The sequence below is a fragment of the Aquimarina gracilis genome (assembly GCF_035285365.1).
GTDB classification, from domain to species: Bacteria; Bacteroidota; Bacteroidia; order Flavobacteriales; family Flavobacteriaceae; genus Aquimarina; species Aquimarina gracilis.
Map to the genome: position 1 here is coordinate 118927 of NZ_JAYKLX010000009.1, position 21414 is coordinate 140340.

Consider the following 21414-nt stretch of genomic DNA (forward strand, 5'->3'; position numbering starts at 1 on the left):
TTTAAAAGGGATCTTAATAATTTTATCTTACCAAGAAAAGTTACCATCCAAAGTCTTCCTTGATCTTGTTTACTTTATCAAGCATATAATCTTTGGTTAGAAAAGCAACTTCTTCAAGCTGAAATCCGTTTTCATAAGCTCTCATCGCCTTTTTGGGTTCTCCTGTTTGCTCATAAAACATCCCTAGATAATAGTACCCTAACATTTTTTTCGGATGTTCTTTATTTGCCAGTTTTCCCAAAGGTTCAAGCTCTTCCCATTTTTGATTTTTTTCTATAGCTGTAGATACTGCAATAAAATCATTAATTCGAATTTCTCTTTTGATACCATACAATTGCTCGGTGGTTTTATACATGTCGACCAAATAATCATAGGTAGATGTTTCCAAAGGAAGAAGTACTTCTTTATATGTTTTCTTCGTGATAGGACGATACATTTCAAACATGGTCTCCAGGGCTCTTGGGATTCCTCTTCCTACCAGCGTGTAGTGTGATGATTCCTCAAAATCATCAAAGAAAAAATGGATATCAGAATTCTCAACCTCTTGCATTTTATCATTAAGATCCCGAACATCTTTTTTTATTCTTTCGGCATCGTTTGTTGCTGTGGCAAGGTAATACCATATATCTGAAGACGACGACAGCTTGGTAGAGATTCTTTCGACCATTGGAGGTGCTAACTCTGGGCTTAGGCATATATATCCTTGAAAAATAGGATTGTCTTTAAATAAAAAATAATTTATAAAATTAGCCGTATAATCATGGCCAACAATAATTTGTAATGGCGCAGTACGATAGGTTTGATTTAGATAAGGTACAAGTTCCTGACCTATAAATTCAAAAAACTCTGAGCCCTTTAGGGTAGGTAAGTATTCACCTTTATCATATTCGCAGTCTCTTTCTCTGGTTTTTCTTTGATTTACCCCAACAACGATAGATTCTGGCATATCTTCCCAATATGAAAAGAAATCAACATTTCCGGCAACGGGTTCAAATAAGTAATCACCATCCAAAACAATAATTAATGGATATGTTTTATCGACATTCTTTTTATAATTACGGGGTAATTGAATTTTTAATTCTCTACTTTGATCTAATTTGATAGATCTAAAAGACTCATAAATTGCCTGGCTATATCCAGAAACAACAAAAATACAAGCCATTAAAAGAGTTACACTTTTTTTCATAAGTAACAAGATTACGGTTAAGCAAGGGACAATATATTAAATTATTTCTTTATTTCTGCCTGTTTACTATGGGTAGAAATAAAAAGGATAACGAACCTACTATTATATTTATTGCGGTCTGCGAGCCCCATAAGATCCAGCCAAATGCCTCTCCAGCTGGTTTTTCAACGCCAAATAGGATTAAAATAGCTGCAGTCGCAATTGGGAATGCTCCTATCCCTCCATTGGTAGTAGACATTGCAATCGATCCTGCAACAAAAGTCGCAAGCATTGGACCAATGGATAAGTGCGCCGTTTCGGGGACAGCAAATTTTATAACATAAAACATAGAAACGTATAACACCCAAATAAGTAAAGTATGAAAGATAAAAGCGCCTTTCTTTTTGAGTTTAGAAATGCTTTTAACACCTTCTAAAATACCTTCTCCAAATGTTCTGACTTTAATTAAAAAGGAATTCTTAGATTTTTTAATGATCCTAAGAAAAATTACTCCAAGGAATATAGCTACAACAATGGCAATAATTATAATGAAGGTATTCGCAATTTTTTCTTTAAAGTACGAGAATAGATTTTCAGATTGAAAAAGTAAGGTAATAGCTATAACAATTAATAGCATCACAGAATCGATGACTCTTTCAGAAATAATTGTCCCAAATGCTTTTTTAAATGGAATACGTTCATAAGTAGAGATTGTACCACCTCTCAAGACTTCCCCGGATCTAGGAATCCCCATATTTGCAAGGTAACCTGCCATAACGGCCATGTAGCTGTTTGATAATTTTACAGAGTATCCCATGGGTTCAAGAAGAAACCTCCAGCGATACGCCCTTGAGAGATGTGAGGTTATTCCCATAATTACAGATAGAACAACCCATTTAGGATCTGCTTTGGAAATGTATAAAAGCGTTTTTTGTCGTTCTTCTGGGGTAGCTGAAGCAATAGAATACCAAATTAAAAAAACTCCCAGTGCAAGTGGGAGTATTATTTTTAAAATTTTTACAAGTTTAGGACGCACTACTTCTATTTTAACAAGTTGTTTTCCTCATTAGGGAAAAGAAGCTTTGGTTTGAAGTTTTTGGCAGCTTCAATATCCATCATTGCATAGGTGATTAAAATTAAAACGTCACCTTTAGCTACTTTTCGCGCTGCGGCTCCATTAAGTGTAATTTCTCCACTATTTCTGGGTCCTGGAATAGCATAGGTTTCCAATCGTTCTCCGTTATTATTATTTACGATCTGTACTTTTTCGCCTTCAATAATATTGGCTGCATCCATTAAATCTTCATCAATAGTGATACTTCCAATATAATTGAGGTCGGCACCGGTAACTTTAACGCGATGAATTTTTGATTTTACTACGTGTACAAACATGTTACAAAGTTAGTTATTTTTAGTTTAGGGCAATATTATCAATGAGTCTAATTTTGCCAGCAAATGCTGCAATAAAAGCTCGATACTTAGTGTCTTGCTGTTTTTCCTTAATAGATTTTAAGTCAGATATCTTAGCTATTTCGAAATATTCCAATTCAAGGATTTCATTGTTCTTAAATTGTTCAGAAACCCATTCATTTAATTCTATAACACTTTTTATGCCAAAGTCTTTTTTTACTTGTTTTAATGTCTTGTAGATCAAAGGAGAAGCTTCTAATTGTTTCCTGTTTAGCCTTTTGTTTCTAGAGCTTAATGCCAAACCATTTTCTTCTCTAAAAATAGGGCAACCAATGATTTGTACTGACATTTTTTCTAGTTCTACTAGTTTTTTTACAATTTGAAGCTGTTGAAAATCTTTTTCACCAAAATAAGCTCTGGTAGGAGATACAATTTCAAAAAGACGTTTTAGAACAGTACCTACTCCATCAAAATGACCGGGTCTAAACTTTCCTTCCATTTCGTTTTCCAGGCCTTCAAAATCATAATTTGTAGAAATCATTTGTGCACCATAAACCTCTTTAGGTACAGGAGCAAAAACAACAATATTTGTCGATAATTTTGATAAAAGGGCGACATCAGACTCTAATGTACGTGGGTAATTTATCAAATCCTCGGAGTTATTAAACTGAGTTGGATTCACAAAAACACTTACAATGACGGTGTCATTTTCTTTCAAGGCTTTTTCAACCAATGCCATATGTCCTTTATGTAAAGCTCCCATGGTTGGTACAAAACCAATGGTTTTTTGCTCTTTTAAAAGAGTTGCAACATGAGAAACTATATCTCGTCTTTTTTCGTATATGTGCATTGGTCAAAAACTTAAAGGGCTGCAAAAATAAGATATTACTGGCAGACTGCATAAATTTTCGTAATTTTGCAAAATTAATTCCAAAAAGGAGGACGATAAAAGTATCGATTATATGAAAGATAAGAGGATATTGTATGTATCATCAGAAGTAATACCTTACCTACCAGAGACCGAAATTTCATCTATGTCTTTTGAAGCACCTAGGATGGTGAATAGTAAAGGAGGCCAAATTAGAATTTTTATGCCTAGATATGGCAATATCAATGAAAGAAGACATCAATTACATGAAGTAATACGTCTTTCGGGGATGAATTTAGTAATTAATGATTTGGACATGCCCCTTATCATTAAGGTAGCTTCGATTCCTAAGGAGCGAATGCAGGTGTACTTTATTGATAATGAAGATTATTTCAAAAGAAAGGCAACTCTGACAGATGAAGAAGGGAATTTGTTTCCAGATAATGATGAAAGAGCCATCTTTTTTGCAAAAGGTGTAATAGAAACTGTAAAGAAATTAAATTGGTCCCCAGATGTTATTCACGTTCACGGGTGGCTAGCATCTTTACTGCCATTATATCTTAAGCATTATTATGCCAACGAACCACTTTTTGGTCATAGTAAAATTGTAACATCGGTTTATGATCATGGTTATGAAGGAACACTTGATGAAAAAATGATGGAAAAAGTGAAATTTGATGGTATTGCAGAAGAAAAAATAAGTGTTTTAGAAAAACCTACATACAATAATGTAATGAAAGTAGCAATAGATAATTCTGATGCTATTATTGTAGGATCAGAAAATATTCCTGATGAACTTGTAAAGTACTTAGAAGATACAAACCAACCAGTATTAGAGTATAAAAAACCAGATGAATTTGCGGATGCCTATGAAGCCTTCTATCAAACAGAAGTATTGGTTTAAGCAAAATGAATTATTTATGAAATTGAAGAACATTTTAATTAAAACTACCGTTACGGTAACTGTTGTTTTTGCTTTTTTTTCTTGTGAAGATGATTTTAATACAGTTGGGAGTGAAGTTATAGGAGGGGTTGGATTTCAAGACGAACTATATAACGCTGCACCAATAGCATACAGCAAGAGATTTGAGAGGGTGCAAACCAGTAATGTGTTTAGAGAGTTTAATGCAGGAGGACAATTAACTTTTCATTCTAATCTATTGGGAGTATATGATGATCCAGTTTATGGGCAATCATTGTATAGCCTATTATGTCAGGCCCAGTTACCGGTTAATCGATTTCCTGTAACATTTGGAGAGAATGCTGTTCTTGATAGTGTAGTGTTTAGTATGCCTTATATAAGTAGAGTAACCGAAGTAGAATCTGTTGAAGTTGAAGTGAATGGAAATACGGTTACCGAAACTGCTTCTACCTATGAATTGGATTCTGTTTATCAAAATAAGCCATTTAAAATCTCCCTGTTTAGGTCCAATTATTTTTTGCGAGATTTTGATCCTACAACAACCGAAACGCAAGTTTATTATTCTAATGACATAGAAAGTTTTGGTAGCGCTGTTGAGGGTGAAGGGCCTTCTGGAAATGGAACTCCATTTTATACCAATGACAATTTTGTGCCTTCTGTCAAAGAGATAATTTTAACAGAGAAAACCAAAGATGTAAATGGAAATGACTCTATTACCGCAAGAAGTAGAGTAAGCCCAAGATTAAGAGTGGCATTTTTTGATGATCCAAACATACCGAATACTAACGATCCTGGAAATGATGTAAGAGAGTATTTTTCAACATTGTTTTTGGATAAAGAAGGTAGCGCAGAGTTAAGCAATCAAAATAATTTTAGTAATTATTTTAGAGGTGTATATTTTAAAGCAGAATCGGTGGATAATACCGGCAATTTATTATACCTCAATATTAGAGAAGCAAACATAACTCTTCATTATACATCAACTACTACCACTACTGACGATTCAGACCAAACTGTAGAAATAACAAATCAAGGAGAACTTGTTTTGTCTTTTGCTAATAATATTCTTAATGGTATAACTGAAGATTTTGATCCCGTAATTGCAGAAGAATTAAGAGATGAAAATCAAGATAAGGTTAATGGTGAAGATAATTTATACTTAAAAGGTGGAGTTGGATCTGTAGCAGTTATAGAGTTGTTTAATCGCAATATCGTTAATGAAGAAGGAGAAGAAGAAAATGAATTAGAGTTTTTGAAAAGACAAAACTGGTTAATTAATGATGCAAACCTTAAGTTCTATATTAATCAAGACATGGTTGAATCTGGTAGTTCAGAACCAGAAAGGATTTATGTTTTTAATTTAGAAACTGGAGAAGTTCTTGCAGATTATAACCTGGATGTTAGTCTTCAACTTGCCAATTCGGTTGATCCTGTCAATTCAATTAGCAATCATTTAGGAAGAATTAGCAGAGATGCAGATGATGCAGGTGAGTTTTATAGAATACGAATTACACAACATATCGCAAATTTATTGCGTGAAAATATTGATAATATCAAACTTGGAGTCGCCGTTTCGCAAAACGTAAACTCAGTAACCACAGCTATAGGTGATACTTCAGTTGATAATGATGAGACTATCCCTACCTCGTCAATAATTTCTCATGAAGGAACTGTGCTCTATGGAACTGGAGCCAATGTTCCCGAATCTAAGAAATTAAAACTTGAGATTTTTTACACCGAATCAAAAAACAACTAAATTAACAACATTAAAAAACTTGAACAATGTGCGGAATAGTAGGATATATTGGTCATAGAGAAGCATATCCAATAGTATTAAAAGGGTTAAAAAGACTAGAGTATAGAGGGTATGATTCTGCCGGGATAGCCTTATACGATGGGAATGATATTAAATTATCAAAAACCAAAGGCAAGGTAGCAGACCTTGAAGAACGATTGGTAAAAGAAATTCCAACAAAAGGAAATATAGGGATTGGGCATACTAGATGGGCCACACATGGTGTTCCTAATGATGTAAATTCTCATCCACATTACTCTAACTCGGGAAATTTGGTAATTATTCACAATGGAATAATTGAGAATTATGAATCCCTAAGACAAGAGTTAATCAAGAGAGGGTATACTTTTACTTCGGAAACCGACACCGAGGTGTTAGTAAATCTTATCGAAGATGTAAAGAATAAAGAAAACGTTAAGCTTGGAAAAGCTGTTCAAATTGCATTAACCCAAACCATAGGGGCCTACGCTATTGCCGTTTTTGATAAACAAAAGCCAGACGAAATTGTCGTTGCCAGATTAGGTAGTCCTTTGGCTATTGGAGTTGGCGAAGACGAATTTTTTGTAGCATCTGATGCTTCTCCCTTTTTAGAATTTACAAATAACGCAATCTATCTTGAAGATGGAGAGATGGCAATTGTAAGAAGAGGTAAGGGGGTTAAAGTAAGAAAGATCAAAGATGATAGCATGGTAGATCCGTACCTTCAGGAGTTGCAAATAAACTTGGAGCAGATCGAAAAAGGAGGATATGATCATTTCATGCTTAAAGAAATATACGAACAACCAAATGCAATAAGTGATACTTTTAGAGGGCGCATGCGAGTTACCGAAGGGATTATAAAAATGGCTGGCATAGATGATAATTTAGCAAAACTCTTAAATGCTAAAAGGATCATTATAATTGCATGTGGTACTTCATGGCATGCAGGTCTGGTTGCAGAGTATATATTTGAAGAATTAGTGCGACTTCCTGTAGAAGTAGAGTATGCCTCAGAATTCCGATATCGAAACCCGGTGATACATCAAGACGATGTTGTAATAGCTATATCACAGAGTGGTGAGACTGCAGATACTATGGCCGCTATAAAATTGGCTAAAGAAAAAGGTGCTTTTGTCTTTGGAATTTGCAATGTAGTTGGTTCTTCTATTTCTCGTGAAACGCATGCTGGAGCCTATACACATGCAGGACCAGAGATAGGCGTTGCTTCGACAAAAGCATTTACAACACAGATTACAATTCTTTCTCTTATTGCGTTAAAATTGGCAGAGCGAAAAGGAACTATATCCAATAGTGATTTTCATTATTACTTACAAGAATTAGAGAGAATACCTGAAAAAGTGAAAATTGCATTAGAGTCTGATGATCATATCAAATTGATTGCAGATACCTATAAAGATGCAAAAAACTTCCTTTACCTTGGAAGAGGTTTTAATTTCCCTGTTGCACTAGAAGGAGCTCTAAAACTTAAGGAGATTTCTTATATCCATGCAGAAGGATATCCTGCAGCAGAAATGAAACATGGTCCTATTGCACTTATTGATGACCAAATGCCAGTAGTGGTTATAGCTACAAAAAAGGGACATTATGAAAAGGTTGTAAGTAACATACAAGAAATAAAATCTAGAAAAGGAAAAATAATAGGAATAGTTACCGAAGGAGATGTTACTGTTAAAGAATTAGCAGATCATGTTATTGAAATACCGGAAACTGAAGAGTTTCTAACTCCTTTACTTTCTACAATACCATTACAGTTGTTATCATATCATATAGCCGTAATGCTGGATAAGAATGTAGACCAACCAAGAAATTTAGCAAAATCTGTTACTGTTGAGTAGTTATTTTGCCTAGGCATAAATTAAAAACCACCATTATGAAGTGCCCCCAAAAAGTTAGATACTATTTGGGGGTATTTTTATTGCCTTTCTTCATATAAAGGCTTGGGTGCTTAAGGAGGTCCGATTTCAAGAGTAAATTAAAATTTTCAATTCTTTATGGTTTTAACACAATATTGTTATGGAGTGTGAATTTAATTGTTAAATCTAAATTATTTTACTTAGATTTAAATGTAAACACTTGCATATTGATTGCTAAATTCCAAATATTTGATGGAGTTTATGGTTTCTTGAAAATGCTATTTTAGCAATAAACATCGTTGAAAAACAGTTTTTTTACGACAAAAAACACTTTTTTCTTTTTTTTTAATAAAAAAAGGTTAGTTTTGCACCCCAAACCTTATTTCTTATGTATGCATAAGAAAATCAACTTAATTATAAAATAAATCTACTTATGAAAACAACTACACTTATTTTAATGCTTTTGGTTAGCACTTTGAGCATTGCACAAAATGTAGTCGACGGTAGGGTAATCGATAGTTTCGATCAACCCATTCCCGGCGTTAGTGTTACGGTAAAAGGAACTTCGGTTTCTACGATCTCAGATTTTGATGGAAATTTCTCTTTAACAACAGAAAAAAATTATCCATTTACTTTAATTGCAAGTAGTATCGGTTTTGATGATGCTACATTTGTGGTTACTTCAGACACAAAAGATATTACTATTGTACTTGAGGATATTACTTTCCTAGATGAGTTGGTAATCTCGGCTTCGAGAGCACCAGAAAGATTATTCGAATCTCCAGTAAGTATTGAGCGTTATGGTATCAAACAGATTAAAAATGCTACTTCTGCAGATTTTTATGGAGACCTTGAAAATATTAAAGGTGTGGATATCAATACTAATAGTTTGGCACTTAAATCAATAAACACCAGAGGTTTTGCTACATTCACCAATACGCGTTTTGTACAATTAATTGACGGGATGGATAATACTGCACCAGCACTTAACTTTGTACTTGGTAATTTGGTAGGTACCAATGAGCTTGATGTGCAAAATATTGAATTACTGCCAGGAGCGTCTTCTGCACTTTATGGAGCGAATGCATTTAACGGTATTCTATTCATGAACAGTAAAAATCCATTTGATTATCAAGGAATAAGTGCCTATGCAAAGGGAGGTATTACTTCACAAGAAGCTGCTGGAGATAATGAATTTTATGACGTAGGTGTTCGAATGGCACATGCGTTTTCAGATAAATTCGCGGCAAAAGCAAACTTCTCTATATTAAAAGGTACAGATTGGCTTGCAGCAGATAAGAGAGATTTAGAAAATCCTGGAGCGACAAGAGAGAACAATGTTGGTTATGATGGATTAAATGTATATGGAGATGAAGCCAAAGGGTCTTTGAGAGGACTTGCTGCGCAAAACCCAGCTTTTGATCAATCTCTATTACCATTATTACCAGAAACGGTAGTAAGTAGAACAGGGTACGATGAAGCAGATCTTAATGATAATGATGTAGAAAGTTTGAAGTTTGATACGTCATTACATTATAGACCTTTTGCTAATGATTTCGAAGTTATTTATGCAGGTAAATTAGGTAGAGGTACAACAGTTACACAGGATGCCAACCGTACTTTGTTACGTAATTTCTTCTTACAACAGCATAAATTAGAGGTTAAGAATGATAACTTCTTTGTAAGAGGGTATATTACTGCTGAAGACGCAGGAGATTCATATGATATTAGATTTACCGGGCTTAATATAAATAACGCTTGGAAATCTGATGGACAATGGTTCCAAGAGTACATTCTTACTTATTTGGGTGCTATAGGTACCAATCCTAATGATCCAGCAGCGCAACAAGCTGCTCATGCTGCGGCTAGACAAGTTGCAGAAACGGGTCGTTTAATTCCTGGTACTCCAGAATTTGAGCAAGCCTTTAATCAGGTAACTAGTGATCCAGACCTTGCGAGTGGTTCTAAGTTCTTAGAGAAATCTTCATTTAGACATGCAGATGCAAATTATAACTTTAGCCATTTAACAAGTAATTTTGCTGATATTCAGATCGGTGGATCTTTTAGAGAGTATAAATTAGATTCTGAAGGTACGGTATTTACAGATGTAGATGGTCCAATCAAGTATTCTGAATATGGTGTATATACACAACTTCAAAGAAAGCTATTAGACGAAAGATTAAAGCTAACTGGATCTGTACGTTATGACAAATCTCAGTTGTTCGATGGTAATTTCTCTCCTCGATTCTCTGTAAGTTATACTTTTGGAGCTAATAAAACGCGTAATTTACGTGCATCTGTGCAAACTGGTTTTAGAAACCCTACTACACAGGATTTATTTATTGGTCTTGATATCGGACGAACACTTCTTGTAGGGTCTGCCCCAGAGAACCTAGATAGATATACTGTACAAGATGATTTCAACAATGTTTATACAGGAAGAGATGCTTATGAAAATTCGTATTCTGCAAGTTCGGTTCAGAGATTTGCTGAAACAGGAAATCCTGCAGATTTAGAAATTGCAGATATAGACATAGTGAAGCCTGAAAAAGTTACTGCTTATGAATTAGGGTATAGAGCTCAGTTTGGTGACTTTATCTTTGATGGTAGTGTATATTACAACCAATACCAGGATTTTATTGCTAATGAAACTGTTATAGTTCCAGGACAAGGTGTTGTTAACGGTACAGATGCAGAGCAATTACAAGCAATACAATCTCTAACCAGTGCAGGAACAAGAAGAACATTTACTGCTTCTACAAACTCTGATGTGGACATTAATTCTTACGGAGCAGTTGCTGGATTTACATACAAAATAAAAGGATTTGATTTGAATGCAAATTATACGTATGCCAAGGAAGATTTTGATAAAGAAGAGAATCCAGATTTTAGAAGTAACTTTAATACGCCAGAACACAAAGTAAAGGCGTCTATCGGTAACGATGAGTTATTTAAAAACTTTGGTTTCAATACTAGTTTTGTTTGGAGTGACGAGTATTTATGGGAGTCAGATTTCGGAGTAGGAGATATTCCTTCATACACCATAATAAATGCTCAAATCAACTACTCTATTCCGGCGTTAAAAGCTAAATTAAAAGTTGGTGCCAATAACCTTGGTGGTGACGAGTATTTTACTGCTATTGGATCAGGATTTATTGGATCTCAATACTATGTAGGATTATCGATAAATAACCTATAGGGCAAACACCTTAAAGGCTTAAAAAATAAAATAAACCTGTTTGATTTTTTTCAGACAGGTTTTTTGTTTTTATGGTCTTGGATAATGGGAAAACTTTAAATTGTCGATACCACTAGCAAAGAGGATATTTTGCAATAAAAAAACAAAGCTTTAACAATTTTATTAAAAAATTCCTAAAAAAACGTATATTGTTCTTGTAACTATAAAATTTCAGGGGTATGAGAACAATTACTTTAGTGGTAATACTACTACTTATTGGTATTACTGCTACTGCGCAAACAACAATTAAGGGTACGGTTCTAGATGATAATAATCAACCGATCCCCGGGGCTAATGTTAAACTACAGGGTTCGCCTGTAGGTACGGTAACAGACTTTGATGGACTCTTTTCACTCACGGTAGAACAATCACCTCCTTTTACTATAGAGGTAAGTAGTATAGGTTTCGAAACAAGTTCTACGGTAATTACTTCAGAATCTACAGAAGTAACAATTACACTTAAAGAAGGAACAGAACTCGATGAAGTAGTGATATCTGCTTCAAGAACGCCGGAACGTATATTTGAATCTCCAGTAAGTGTAGAACGTTTTGGAATCAAAGAAATAAAAAATACTCCTGCGCCAGATTTTTATGATGGTTTGGAATCGCTTAAGGGAGTAGATATTAACACCAATAGTTTAACATTTAAATCTATTAATACGAGAGGTTTTGCAAGTTTTGCTAATACTCGTTTTGTACAGTTGGTTGATGGTATGGATAATACTGCACCCGCTTTAAATTTTGTTCTTGGTAATCTAATTGGGATGAACGAAATTGATGTGAATAGCGTAGAGCTTCTACCAGGTGCTTCTTCTGCCTTGTATGGAGCAAACGCATTTAATGGTATTCTTTTTATGACTAGTAAAAGCCCATTTGATCATCAAGGTATAAGTGCTTATGCCAAGGGAGGAATTACTTCTCAAGAAGCAGCAGGAGATAACGAATATTATGACTACGGAATCCGTATCGCACATGCTTTTTCAGATAAATTTGCGGCTAAAGCTAATTTTGCATATTTAAGAGGTACAGATTGGTTCGCTACGAGTACTGTAAATGTTTTAAACCCTAATACCGACAGAACAGATCCTAATTATGATGGATTAAATGTGTATGGAGATGAAGTAAGTACCAATATTAGAGGTGTTGGAGAGATCTTAGTGGGTCGTGGACTTTTGCCAGCTGGAGCAGAAAATATACTACCAGATGCAAATGTAAGTCGAACAGGATATTTAGAAAGTGATCTTAATGATTATCCTGCAGAGAGTATAAAATTTGACGCTGCTCTTCATTATAGACCGTTCGCAAATGATTTGGAGCTTATCTATGTAGGGAAAGTTGGTAGAGGGACAACCATTTATCAAGGAGCAAATAGATATTCAATTCGAAATTTCTTTTTACAACAACATAAAATTGAGGTTAAAAACAACAATTTTTTTATTAGAGGATATATTACAGATGAATCTGCAGGAGATTCTTATGATACTCGTTTCACTGGTATTAATATTAATAGAGCCTGGAAAGATGATGAAACCTGGTTTGGAGAATATGCAGGAACTTTTGTGCAGGCTACATTGGCAGGAGCGTTGCCAGAACAAGCACATGCTACGGCACGACAAGTAGCCGATACTGGGCGATTGTTACCAGGAACTCCGGGCTTTGAAAGTGCTTTTAGAAGAGTTGTTAGGGATCCTGATCTTGCAACGGGTTCAAGATTTCAAGACGCTACACAATTGAGGCATGCTGATGTTAATTATAACTTTAGCCATATTACCTCAGATTTTGCAGATATTCAAGTTGGAGGATCTTTTAGAGAATATAAATTAAACTCATTCGGAACAATTTTTACGGATTTTGATGGCCCTATTCGATATTCAGAATATGGAGTATATACGCAGATACAAAAGAAATTTGCAGACGAAAGAGCAAAAGTTACAGCATCGATGCGTTATGATAAGTCGCAATTGTTTGATGGTAATATCTCTCCTCGACTGTCTATTGGATATACCTTGGGTGAAGAAAGAAATCATAATATTCGTGCTTCTGTACAGACTGGATTCAGAAATCCTACTACCCAGGATCTTTATATTGGATTAGATGTTGGTAGAGCTATTTTGGTAGGTTCTGCCCAGGATAATCTGGATCGAGATGTTAGAACTTTTAGCGGTACTGATATAAGTGGTTCTGGTCAGGCAATTTTAGGTTCAGATAGTGTGGATATTGTAGGTAGATCTGCTTATGAAAATTCATTTTCTGCAACCTCTGTGCTTCAAGGTAATCCGGTAAGATCAACTGCAAGCCCGGTTGAACCTGAAAAAGTGACAGCTTTCGAGGTTGGTTATCGGGGAAAAGTTGATCGATTCATTATTGATGTAAGTGCATATTATAACCAATACAAAGACTTTATTTCTACACAAAATGTTATTATTCCTTTTTACGGGGAAGTTGGTGATGGGACCTTGTCCCTTTTGGCGTTACAGAACGATGATTTTGAAGTATATCAAGCCTATACCAATTCTGATGAAGACATAAGGTCTTTGGGGGTTACTGCAGGTATAAACACAAGGCTTCCAGGAGATTTCGAATTGGGTGTTAATTATACATTCGCAGAACAAGATTTGGATGAAGATAGAGATCCAGATTTCAGGACCGAGTTTAATACTCCAAAACATAAAGTTAAAGCTACATTTGGGCATTCCAACTTGTTTAAAAACTTTGGATTTAATGCCAGTTATCGTTGGAGTGATGATTATTTCTGGGAGGCTGCTTTTGGGAACGGAGATGTACCTTCATTCTCGGTGATCGATGCTCAAATCAATTATAAGATTCCTTCACTCAAGACTATACTAAAAGCTGGGGCAACCAATATAGGAGGGGATGAATATTTTACTGCGTTTGGAACCGGATTTATAGGATCTCAGTATTATATAAGTTTAACGATCAATGACCTGTAAAGAATAACAATAAATTAAAAAAATAACAGATGAATACTCAATATAAATGGTTAATACTTCTATTAATTTTTGGATTTATAGCCTGTGAATCTGATGATGATGCTCCTACCGATGAAGAGGTAGTAATTACTTCTGGTGAAGCAGATTTTTCAAAATTTGTATCTATAGGAAACTCATTAACCGCGGGCTTTACAGATAATGCTTTGTTCATAGCTGGACAAGAAAATTCAATGCCTAATATTTTGGCAGGGCAATTTGCTCTGGCAGGCGGTGGAGATTTTATACAGCCCTTAATGAATGATAATATCGGTGGGTTGCTATTGGCAGGAACTCAGATTCAAGGGCCAAGGTTGTACTTTTATAGTGATCCTGATCCAGCACCTCCTAGCCTATCTGGACCAGTACCTTTAGGAGTGGTTCCTCCTACAGACTTGGAACCAGAAATACCCACAACTGATATTACGGTGCCAGTAACCGGAACAATTAATAATTGGGGTGTACCCGGGGCAAAAAGTTTTCACCTTGTTGCTCCTGGTTATGGCGATGTGAGTGGAGTGCCAGCAGGTACGGCTAACCCTTATTTTGCAAGAATTGCTTCTGGTTCAACATCTACTGTTTTGGGAGATGCTATGGGAGAAAGCCCTACATTTTTCTCTTTATGGATTGGGAATAATGATGTTTTAGGATATGCATTAAGCGGAGGCGAATCGGATCCGGAAATGGCAGATCCAATTACAGACGTCGCTACATTTACACAGGTGTATAATACTTTGGTAGAGACACTTACTTCTCAAGGAGCAAAGGGAGTTATTTTTAATATTCCTGATGTGACCGCGATTGCACATTTTACTACAGTGCCATTTGCACCCTTAGATCCAACAAATCCAGGTTTTGGGCCATTGATTCCAACATTAAACACGCAGTTCGCAGGATTAAATCAAGTATTTACTGCCTTGGGTGTCCCAGAAAGAGCAATAGAGTTTGCTGTTGATGCAGCTAGCCCTGTTGTTATAAAAGATGAATCGTTAATGGACCTTTCAGCTCAGATTACCGGTGCACTTCAGGCAAATGGAGTAGATGCTGGTACTGCTGCTGTAACTGGATTTTTATATGGCCAAGCCAGGCCGGCCAATGAAAATGATCTTTTAGTATTACCTAGTTCTTCAATAATAGGGCAAGTTAATACCGATGCCATTGGAACCTTAATGATGCTTGGTTTAACCCAGGAACAGGCTGGGCAATTGGCAGTAAATGGTGTTACTTATCCTTTAGAAGATAAATGGGTATTGTTACCAAGTGAGCAGGCAGAAATTGCTGAAGCGACTACCGCTTTTAATGCCGTTATAGACGCAGCTGTACAACGAGAAGGATTGGCCTTTGTAGACGCAAATGATCTTTTAGATCAGGTTTCAGATGGCGGGCTTCAGTTCGACGATTTTCTGATACAAGATGATTTGGTGTTTGGTGGACTGTTTTCACTAGATGGAGTGCATCCAACAGCACGTGGATATGCCTTCCTGGCAAATGAAGCCGCTAGAGCTATCAATACAACATATGGATCTAATCTTCCTATGGTAAAAGCTGCAGATTATCCAACATTTTATTCAACAATGCTTCCTTAGTACGATTTAAAGAATCAATAAACCGTCTGTACAACAATGCAGGCGGTTTTTTTATGCTAATTTTTGAGAAGAGGACTCTATATACTTTCGTTCAATAAGCTGAAAATAAAAAGAAAATAGTAGAGATATTATCATATAAGCCAGCACCAGATATGTAGCACCATTAAATATAGAATCCATTCCAAACCAACCATTATTTTCGATTACAAGAAATACCCCAAATCCAATTTTTAGAATTTCGGCATATATCGAAATAATGTGCCGATCCATTAAAGAAGTATATGCGAAAATGGTAATACCAAGGAAAATGGCATAATAAATAATTTGAGAAAACTTCAGATCACCAAAACTTACCAGCATATAATATAATAAAGCTAGAGTAACTGTTAATTGAAACCAAGACCAAAGTTTCAAAAGCAGTGAACTCTCGGTTTTATATTTTGTACGATTATAGGGGTCGGTTATTATGGCTATAGGATACTTTTCTTTTACATCATCAGGTCTCCATCCTGTTGGCATGTACCAAATACGAACCTTATCCCACCACTTTTTGGTTCTCCATGCATCTTTTAGGATCCCCCAGGCATGCATAAAATTAATGTAAAACGGATTCCATGTATTCACAGGTTTCTTTACTCCATATACAGGAGGTTTATTAGGTAATTCTTCCTGAAAGGTGCCAAACCATTTATCCCAAAAAATAAATATTTGTGAATAGTTTTTGTCTAAATACTCATCGTTGATTGCATGGTGAACTCTATGATGAGAAGGAGTCACTATAATATGTTCGAGAATTCCCATTTTGTTTACCAAACGAGTGTGATACCAGAACTGAGCAAACAAGTGAATAGGAGCTACCAGTGCGACCACTTTTGCAGGGATACCTAATAGAGCCAAAGGGATATAAAGAAAGAAATAAATAGACACGATAGCCGAAATACTTTGCCGTAATGCACAAGCAAGGTTGAACTCTTCACTACTATGGTGAATAATGTGTCTGTTCCAGAACAAGTTTATGGTATGGTTAAATCGATGCGACCAATACCCCGCAAAATCTAATCCAATAAATGTTAGGATATAAAGCCATCCCGATGATTTAATTTCAATCATGGCTATATGATCAACCATCCAATCATAACTAATAATGATTACGGCAAGACCGGTAAGACTTCTTAATGTATCTGTAATTCCCGAGCTTAAACTTGAAATAGTATCCATAGCTTCATTAACTGGAATTCCTTTCCATCTGCTTACAAGATATTCGATCAAAATAAGAAGTATAAACCCTGGGATAGCATAACTTAATGCAGTAGCATATGTTTCCATTTAGTAAAGGTCAAAAAATTGGTGTCTTACAAAATAGTCAAAATTTTACACTTTAAACTTAGTTTCTGTATTGGTAGTATAGCATAATTTGATTTATTAAGAATAAATTAGTATGTTTATACTAATAATAATAAAAATATAGTATATAAATACTAATTAACTAGTGTCTTGAATACAAAATCAGAGATCATAAAGCACTCGGTGACTCTTTTTAATAAAAAGGGATTCTTTAATGTAAGTATTAAAGATATTACAGAAACCATGGGTATTAGTCCAGGAAACTTCACCTATCATTTTAAAAGAAAAGAACATTTATTAGAAGCAATACAGGAAAAGGTATTAGAGAATGTTATAGAGGTAATGCCCAATAACCAATTTGTTACATTATTTCATTTTGAAGAAATGTTCAGGAAATTTTACCGTAACCAGCGACAATACAGATTCTTTTTTCTGGAAATCCCATATCTAATGGCCGAATATCCAGGTATTATGAAAGATTATAAAATTGCAACTTCAAAAAGATTTCAAGACGCTAGAAATTTGATCAATCATTTTATTGCATCACAAAGACTTATCCCCGAACAAGATCGAATAGACTATGATATTGTGATACGAACATTATGGATGACAAGTACATTTTGGAGTGCCAGAACTTCAATAATAGATCAAAATAGCACAAAAATAGTAGAAGATTCTCCCTTGCAAACACTTTGGGGGATTTTGTTGCCTTATCTAACCGAAAAAGGATATGGCGAATACCTGGAGATAATCGAGTATAATAAAACAAAAACAGATAATAACTTAAAAAAAATATAATCATGGCAGTCCAAAACCCACCACTAGAAATGTTACCGGCCAATATCCCGTTGCCACCAAAATTTGATGATGTAGTAGAAGAAAGAGCATATTTAAAAAAGAAACTTACAGGTGCCTTTAGAATATTCGGAAAATTTGGTTTTTCTGAAGGAGTAGCAGGACATATTACAGTGAGGGACCCAGAACATCACGATCATTTTTGGGTAAACCCTTTTGGGCTTTCATTTAATCAGATTAAGCCTTCAGATTTATTATTAGTTAACCACAAAGGTACGGTTGTCGAAGGTAAACTTCCTGTAAATAGAGCTGCATTTGCTATTCATTCACAAATACACGCTGCACGCCCTGATGTTGTTGCTGCCGCCCATGCTCACTCTGTATATGGAAAATCATTTTCTGCTTTGGGTAAAGAATTAGCGCCGATAACTCAGGACGCATGTGCTTTTTATAAAGATCATGCCTTGTTTGATGATTATTCTGGTATTGTAAATGAACTAGAAGAGGGAAAGCGAATTGCCAAAGCACTAGCCGACAATAAGGCAGCTATATTGCAAAATCACGGTTTGATAACCGTTGGACATTCTATAGATGAAGCTGCTTGGTGGTTTATCACTATGGAAAGAAGTTGCCAGGCACAATTACTGGCAATGCAAACCGGGGAAGAACTAATAGAAATAGATCATCAAACCGCAATGAAAACAAGGACAGAATTAGGATTCCCATTGGCTGGGTACTTTCAATTTCAGCCTATGTGGCAAGATATAAGTGTCACACTTGACTTCTAAAATAGAAGTTCTAAAGAATTTATTATTTTCACTAACCAAGTACAATCTGATTTCATATGAATAACACCGGAACCTTAATTGTAGCCATATCCTTAATGATCATCATGTTTGGTATGGGACTTTCTTTAACTAGTGAAGATTTTAAAAGAGTAGCCAGAAATCCAAAAGCGGTTGTATTAGGTTTGGTAAATCAATTAGTTTTTCTACCTATAATAGGTTTTGTATTGGTATCCACATTGGATTTAATGCCAGAAATCGCAATAGGTATTATGATATTGGCAGCATGTCCTGGTGGCGCTACCTCAAATGTTATTGCACTTTTGGCCAAAGGAGATACCGCATTATCGGTAACATTAACAGCTATATCGAGCATTATAACAATTATTACAATACCCTTTATTGTGCAGTTTGCCCTCGTAGAGTTTTCAGGTGAAGGTGGTCAAGTGACTCTTAATGTTTTACAGATGATTGTGCAACTGCTCATGATAGTTATTGTGCCCGTTTTTCTGGGGATGCTTATAAGAGCAAAGGCAACCAGTTTCGCACTTAAAATGGGAAAACCAGTGCAAATTGCCTCTGTGATTCTGCTTGTATTAATAATAACCGGTTTATTAATTAAAGAAAAACATAATATTGTTCCATACTTTAAACAAGCTGGATTACCTGCTGTATTATTAAGTTCAATAAGTATGGTATTAGGCTATGTTTCGGCATCGAGTTTTAAGTTGAGAAAACCGCAAGCCATAAGTATAGCTGTCGAATCTGGTATTCAAAATTCCGGATTAGCCATTACAATAGCAGTAGTGACCTTAAAAAATACCGCTTTTGGTATAGCCGGAGCGATCTATACGTTAGTCATGTATCTTGTTGCTTTTTTTATTATCATATATGGTAGATATAACAAATCATAAGTAGTTTTTAATTAGTTGTTTTCCTTTGAAAATGAGCATATCTAAGGCCTTTAAAAAAACAAAATAAAAGGCATTATTTTTTCATTTTAAAAGACTATATTTGCAGCCTGAAAAAAGGTCGTAGTATTTCATATTAAATAAAGAACCTTTTTTACATAGTTAAATACTAAACATTAAATAGTTAGATAATGTCTAAAGTTACGGGTAAAGTATCTCAAATTGTAGGTCCGGTGATCGATGTAGAATTCGCAGCAGGGACTGAATTACCAAAAATTTACGATTCATTAGAAATTAATAAAACAGACGGTAGCAAACTAGTGTTAGAGGTTCAGTCTCACATTGGTGAAGATACTGTACGTACCATCGCAATGGATTCGAGTGATGGATTAAGCCGTGGAATGGAAGTTGTAGGAACTGGTGCTCCCATCCAGATGCCAATCGGTGGAGATGTGTACGGACGTCTATTTAATGTAATTGGAGATGCGATCGATGGTCTTGGAGACCTTCCAAAAGCTGGAAAAAATGGTCTTCCAATCCACCGTGAAGCTCCGAAGTTTGAAGATTTATCAACTTCTACTGAGGTTTTATTTACAGGTATCAAAGTAATCGATCTTATCGAGCCTTATGCAAAAGGAGGTAAGATTGGATTGTTTGGTGGTGCTGGAGTAGGTAAAACGGTATTGATCCAGGAGTTGATTAACAATATTGCAAAAGGTCACGGTGGACTTTCTGTATTTGCAGGAGTAGGAGAAAGAACTCGTGAAGGAAATGACTTGCTTCGTGAGATGCTTGAGTCTGGAATTATCAAATATGGTGACGACTTCTTGCACTCTATGGAAGAAGGAGGATGGGATCTTTCTAAAGTGGATAAAGAAGCTATGAAAGAATCTAAAGCTACGTTCGTCTTCGGACAGATGAATGAGCCTCCTGGAGCACGTGCACGTGTGGCACTTTCTGGTCTTACTATTGCAGAATATTTCCGTGATGGAGCTGGAGACGGACAAGGAAAAGACGTACTTTTCTTCGTAGATAATATCTTCCGATTTACTCAGGCTGGTTCTGAGGTATCTGCACTTCTTGGACGTATGCCTTCTGCGGTAGGTTACCAACCAACATTAGCAACCGAGATGGGTACGATGCAGGAACGTATTACTTCTACAAAGAAGGGATCGATTACATCTGTACAGGCGGTTTATGTACCTGCAGATGATTTAACTGACCCTGCACCGGCAACAACCTTTGCTCACTTAGATGCAACAACTGTATTATCTCGTAAGATTGCAGAGCTTGGTATCTATCCAGCGGTAGATCCATTAGATTCTACTTCTAGAATTCTTACAGCAGATATCCTTGGTGATGATCACTATAACACTGCACAAAGAGTAAAAGAGTTATTGCAACGTTATAAAGAATTACAAGATATTATCGCGATCCTTGGTATGGAAGAATTATCTGAAGAAGATAAGTTAGCCGTAGCAAGAGCACGTCGTGTACAACGTTTCTTATCTCAGCCATTCCACGTAGCAGAGCAGTTTACTGGTATTCCTGGAGTATTGGTTGATATTAAAGATACCATCAAAGGATTTAACATGATTATGGATGGTGAGTTAGACCACCTTCCTGAAGCAGCATTTAACCTTAAAGGTACCATCGAAGAGGCAATCGAAGCTGGTGAGAAGATGTTAGCTGAAGCATAAATTAGAAGTGAGAAGTTAGTATCGAGTAATGAGAAGTAATCTCTTCATAATTTCT

General features: G+C 35.7%; 15 protein-coding genes. 10 read left to right on the plus strand and 5 right to left on the minus strand.

Annotated features, from left to right (window positions below; genetic code table 11):
• Nucleotides 1–40: 40 nt before the first annotated feature.
• Genes U6A24_RS18715 through panC form a run of 4 tightly spaced genes read right to left on the minus strand, consistent with a single transcriptional unit; the run spans nt 41 to nt 3425 of the window.
• The gene (locus U6A24_RS18715) at nt 41–1186 is read right to left on the minus strand and encodes an alpha/beta hydrolase (protein WP_324181538.1); all 1146 of its coding nucleotides are present in this window, start codon (nt 1184–1186) and stop codon (nt 41–43) included.
• 49 nt (nt 1187–1235) lie between these two features.
• Nucleotides 1236–2201, minus strand: coding sequence for a lysylphosphatidylglycerol synthase transmembrane domain-containing protein (locus tag U6A24_RS18720; RefSeq protein WP_324181539.1), 966 nt, complete (start codon nt 2199–2201; stop codon nt 1236–1238).
• 5 nt (nt 2202–2206) lie between these two features.
• Nucleotides 2207–2557 (minus strand): aspartate 1-decarboxylase, encoded by a 351-nt coding sequence (panD, locus tag U6A24_RS18725; protein ID WP_324181540.1) that lies wholly within the window; start codon nt 2555–2557, stop codon nt 2207–2209.
• A 19-nt stretch (nt 2558–2576) separates the two neighbouring features.
• Nucleotides 2577–3425: a pantoate--beta-alanine ligase gene (gene panC, locus U6A24_RS18730; RefSeq protein ID WP_324181541.1), complete on the minus strand. Its 849-nt coding sequence runs from the start codon at nt 3423–3425 to the stop codon at nt 2577–2579.
• 112 nt (nt 3426–3537) lie between these two features.
• Here panC and U6A24_RS18735 point away from each other — a divergent pair, with 112 nt between their 5' ends.
• The 6 genes from U6A24_RS18735 to U6A24_RS18760 all read left to right on the plus strand — a co-directional run bounded on the left by U6A24_RS18735 (nt 3538) and on the right by U6A24_RS18760 (nt 15824).
• Nucleotides 3538–4347, plus strand: a complete 810-nt coding sequence (locus U6A24_RS18735; protein WP_324181542.1) for a glycogen/starch synthase — start codon at nt 3538–3540, stop codon at nt 4345–4347.
• Between the two features lie 16 nt (nt 4348–4363).
• Complete coding sequence (locus tag U6A24_RS18740) at nt 4364–6121, plus strand: DUF4270 domain-containing protein (RefSeq protein WP_324181543.1); 1758 nt, start codon at nt 4364–4366, stop codon at nt 6119–6121.
• Nucleotides 6122–6147: 26 nt separating this feature from the next.
• Nucleotides 6148–7995 (plus strand): glutamine--fructose-6-phosphate transaminase (isomerizing), encoded by a 1848-nt coding sequence (glmS, locus tag U6A24_RS18745; protein WP_324181544.1) that lies wholly within the window; start codon nt 6148–6150, stop codon nt 7993–7995.
• Nucleotides 7996–8446: 451 nt separating this feature from the next.
• Nucleotides 8447–11212 carry a TonB-dependent receptor gene (locus tag U6A24_RS18750; protein ID WP_324181545.1) on the plus strand — a complete coding sequence of 922 codons (2766 nt, stop codon included), beginning with the start codon at nt 8447–8449 and terminating at the stop codon, nt 11210–11212.
• 218 nt (nt 11213–11430) lie between these two features.
• Complete coding sequence (locus U6A24_RS18755) at nt 11431–14202, plus strand: TonB-dependent receptor (RefSeq protein ID WP_324181546.1); 2772 nt, start codon at nt 11431–11433, stop codon at nt 14200–14202.
• A gap of 29 nt (nt 14203–14231) precedes the next feature.
• Nucleotides 14232–15824: a G-D-S-L family lipolytic protein gene (locus U6A24_RS18760; RefSeq protein WP_324181547.1), complete on the plus strand. Its 1593-nt coding sequence runs from the start codon at nt 14232–14234 to the stop codon at nt 15822–15824.
• 51 nt (nt 15825–15875) lie between these two features.
• Here the strand turns inward: U6A24_RS18760 and U6A24_RS18765 are convergent, their stop codons facing one another.
• Complete coding sequence (locus tag U6A24_RS18765; protein WP_324181548.1) at nt 15876–17150, minus strand: sterol desaturase family protein; 1275 nt, start codon at nt 17148–17150, stop codon at nt 15876–15878.
• 168 nt (nt 17151–17318) lie between these two features.
• On the opposite strand from U6A24_RS18765, the gene U6A24_RS18770 reads away from it, so the two are divergent.
• The 4 genes from U6A24_RS18770 to atpD all read left to right on the plus strand — a co-directional run bounded on the left by U6A24_RS18770 (nt 17319) and on the right by atpD (nt 21359).
• Complete coding sequence (locus U6A24_RS18770; protein WP_324181549.1) at nt 17319–17966, plus strand: TetR/AcrR family transcriptional regulator; 648 nt, start codon at nt 17319–17321, stop codon at nt 17964–17966.
• Between the two features lie 2 nt (nt 17967–17968).
• Entirely contained in the window at nt 17969–18751 is a 783-nt protein-coding gene (locus U6A24_RS18775; RefSeq protein ID WP_324181550.1) for a class II aldolase/adducin family protein, read from the plus strand.
• 56 nt (nt 18752–18807) lie between these two features.
• A complete protein-coding gene (locus U6A24_RS18780; RefSeq protein WP_324181551.1) occupies nt 18808–19662 on the plus strand; it encodes a bile acid:sodium symporter family protein in 855 nt (284 codons plus the stop codon).
• Nucleotides 19663–19850: 188 nt separating this feature from the next.
• Nucleotides 19851–21359, plus strand: coding sequence for a F0F1 ATP synthase subunit beta (gene atpD / locus U6A24_RS18785; RefSeq protein WP_324181552.1), 1509 nt, complete (start codon nt 19851–19853; stop codon nt 21357–21359).
• The last annotated feature ends 55 nt before the right edge of the window (nt 21360–21414 follow it).

What these genes read in the sequence shown, in the direction of transcription:
- U6A24_RS18715 (WP_324181538.1), bottom strand. Translation starts at nt 1,186, where the DNA reads ATGAAAAAAAGTGTAACTCTTTTAATGGCTTGTATTTTTGTTGTTTCT.
- panD (WP_324181540.1), bottom strand. Translation starts at nt 2,557, where the DNA reads ATGTTTGTACACGTAGTAAAATCAAAAATTCATCGCGTTAAAGTTACC.
- panC (WP_324181541.1), bottom strand. Translation starts at nt 3,425, where the DNA reads ATGCACATATACGAAAAAAGACGAGATATAGTTTCTCATGTTGCAACT.
- U6A24_RS18735 (WP_324181542.1), top strand. Translation starts at nt 3,538, where the DNA reads ATGAAAGATAAGAGGATATTGTATGTATCATCAGAAGTAATACCTTAC.
- U6A24_RS18740 (WP_324181543.1), top strand. Translation starts at nt 4,364, where the DNA reads ATGAAATTGAAGAACATTTTAATTAAAACTACCGTTACGGTAACTGTT.
- glmS (WP_324181544.1), top strand. Translation starts at nt 6,148, where the DNA reads ATGTGCGGAATAGTAGGATATATTGGTCATAGAGAAGCATATCCAATA.
- U6A24_RS18750 (WP_324181545.1), top strand. Translation starts at nt 8,447, where the DNA reads ATGAAAACAACTACACTTATTTTAATGCTTTTGGTTAGCACTTTGAGC.
- U6A24_RS18755 (WP_324181546.1), top strand. Translation starts at nt 11,431, where the DNA reads ATGAGAACAATTACTTTAGTGGTAATACTACTACTTATTGGTATTACT.
- U6A24_RS18760 (WP_324181547.1), top strand. Translation starts at nt 14,232, where the DNA reads ATGAATACTCAATATAAATGGTTAATACTTCTATTAATTTTTGGATTT.
- U6A24_RS18765 (WP_324181548.1), bottom strand. Translation starts at nt 17,150, where the DNA reads ATGGAAACATATGCTACTGCATTAAGTTATGCTATCCCAGGGTTTATA.
- U6A24_RS18775 (WP_324181550.1), top strand. Translation starts at nt 17,969, where the DNA reads ATGGCAGTCCAAAACCCACCACTAGAAATGTTACCGGCCAATATCCCG.
- U6A24_RS18780 (WP_324181551.1), top strand. Translation starts at nt 18,808, where the DNA reads ATGAATAACACCGGAACCTTAATTGTAGCCATATCCTTAATGATCATC.
- atpD (WP_324181552.1), top strand. Translation starts at nt 19,851, where the DNA reads ATGTCTAAAGTTACGGGTAAAGTATCTCAAATTGTAGGTCCGGTGATC.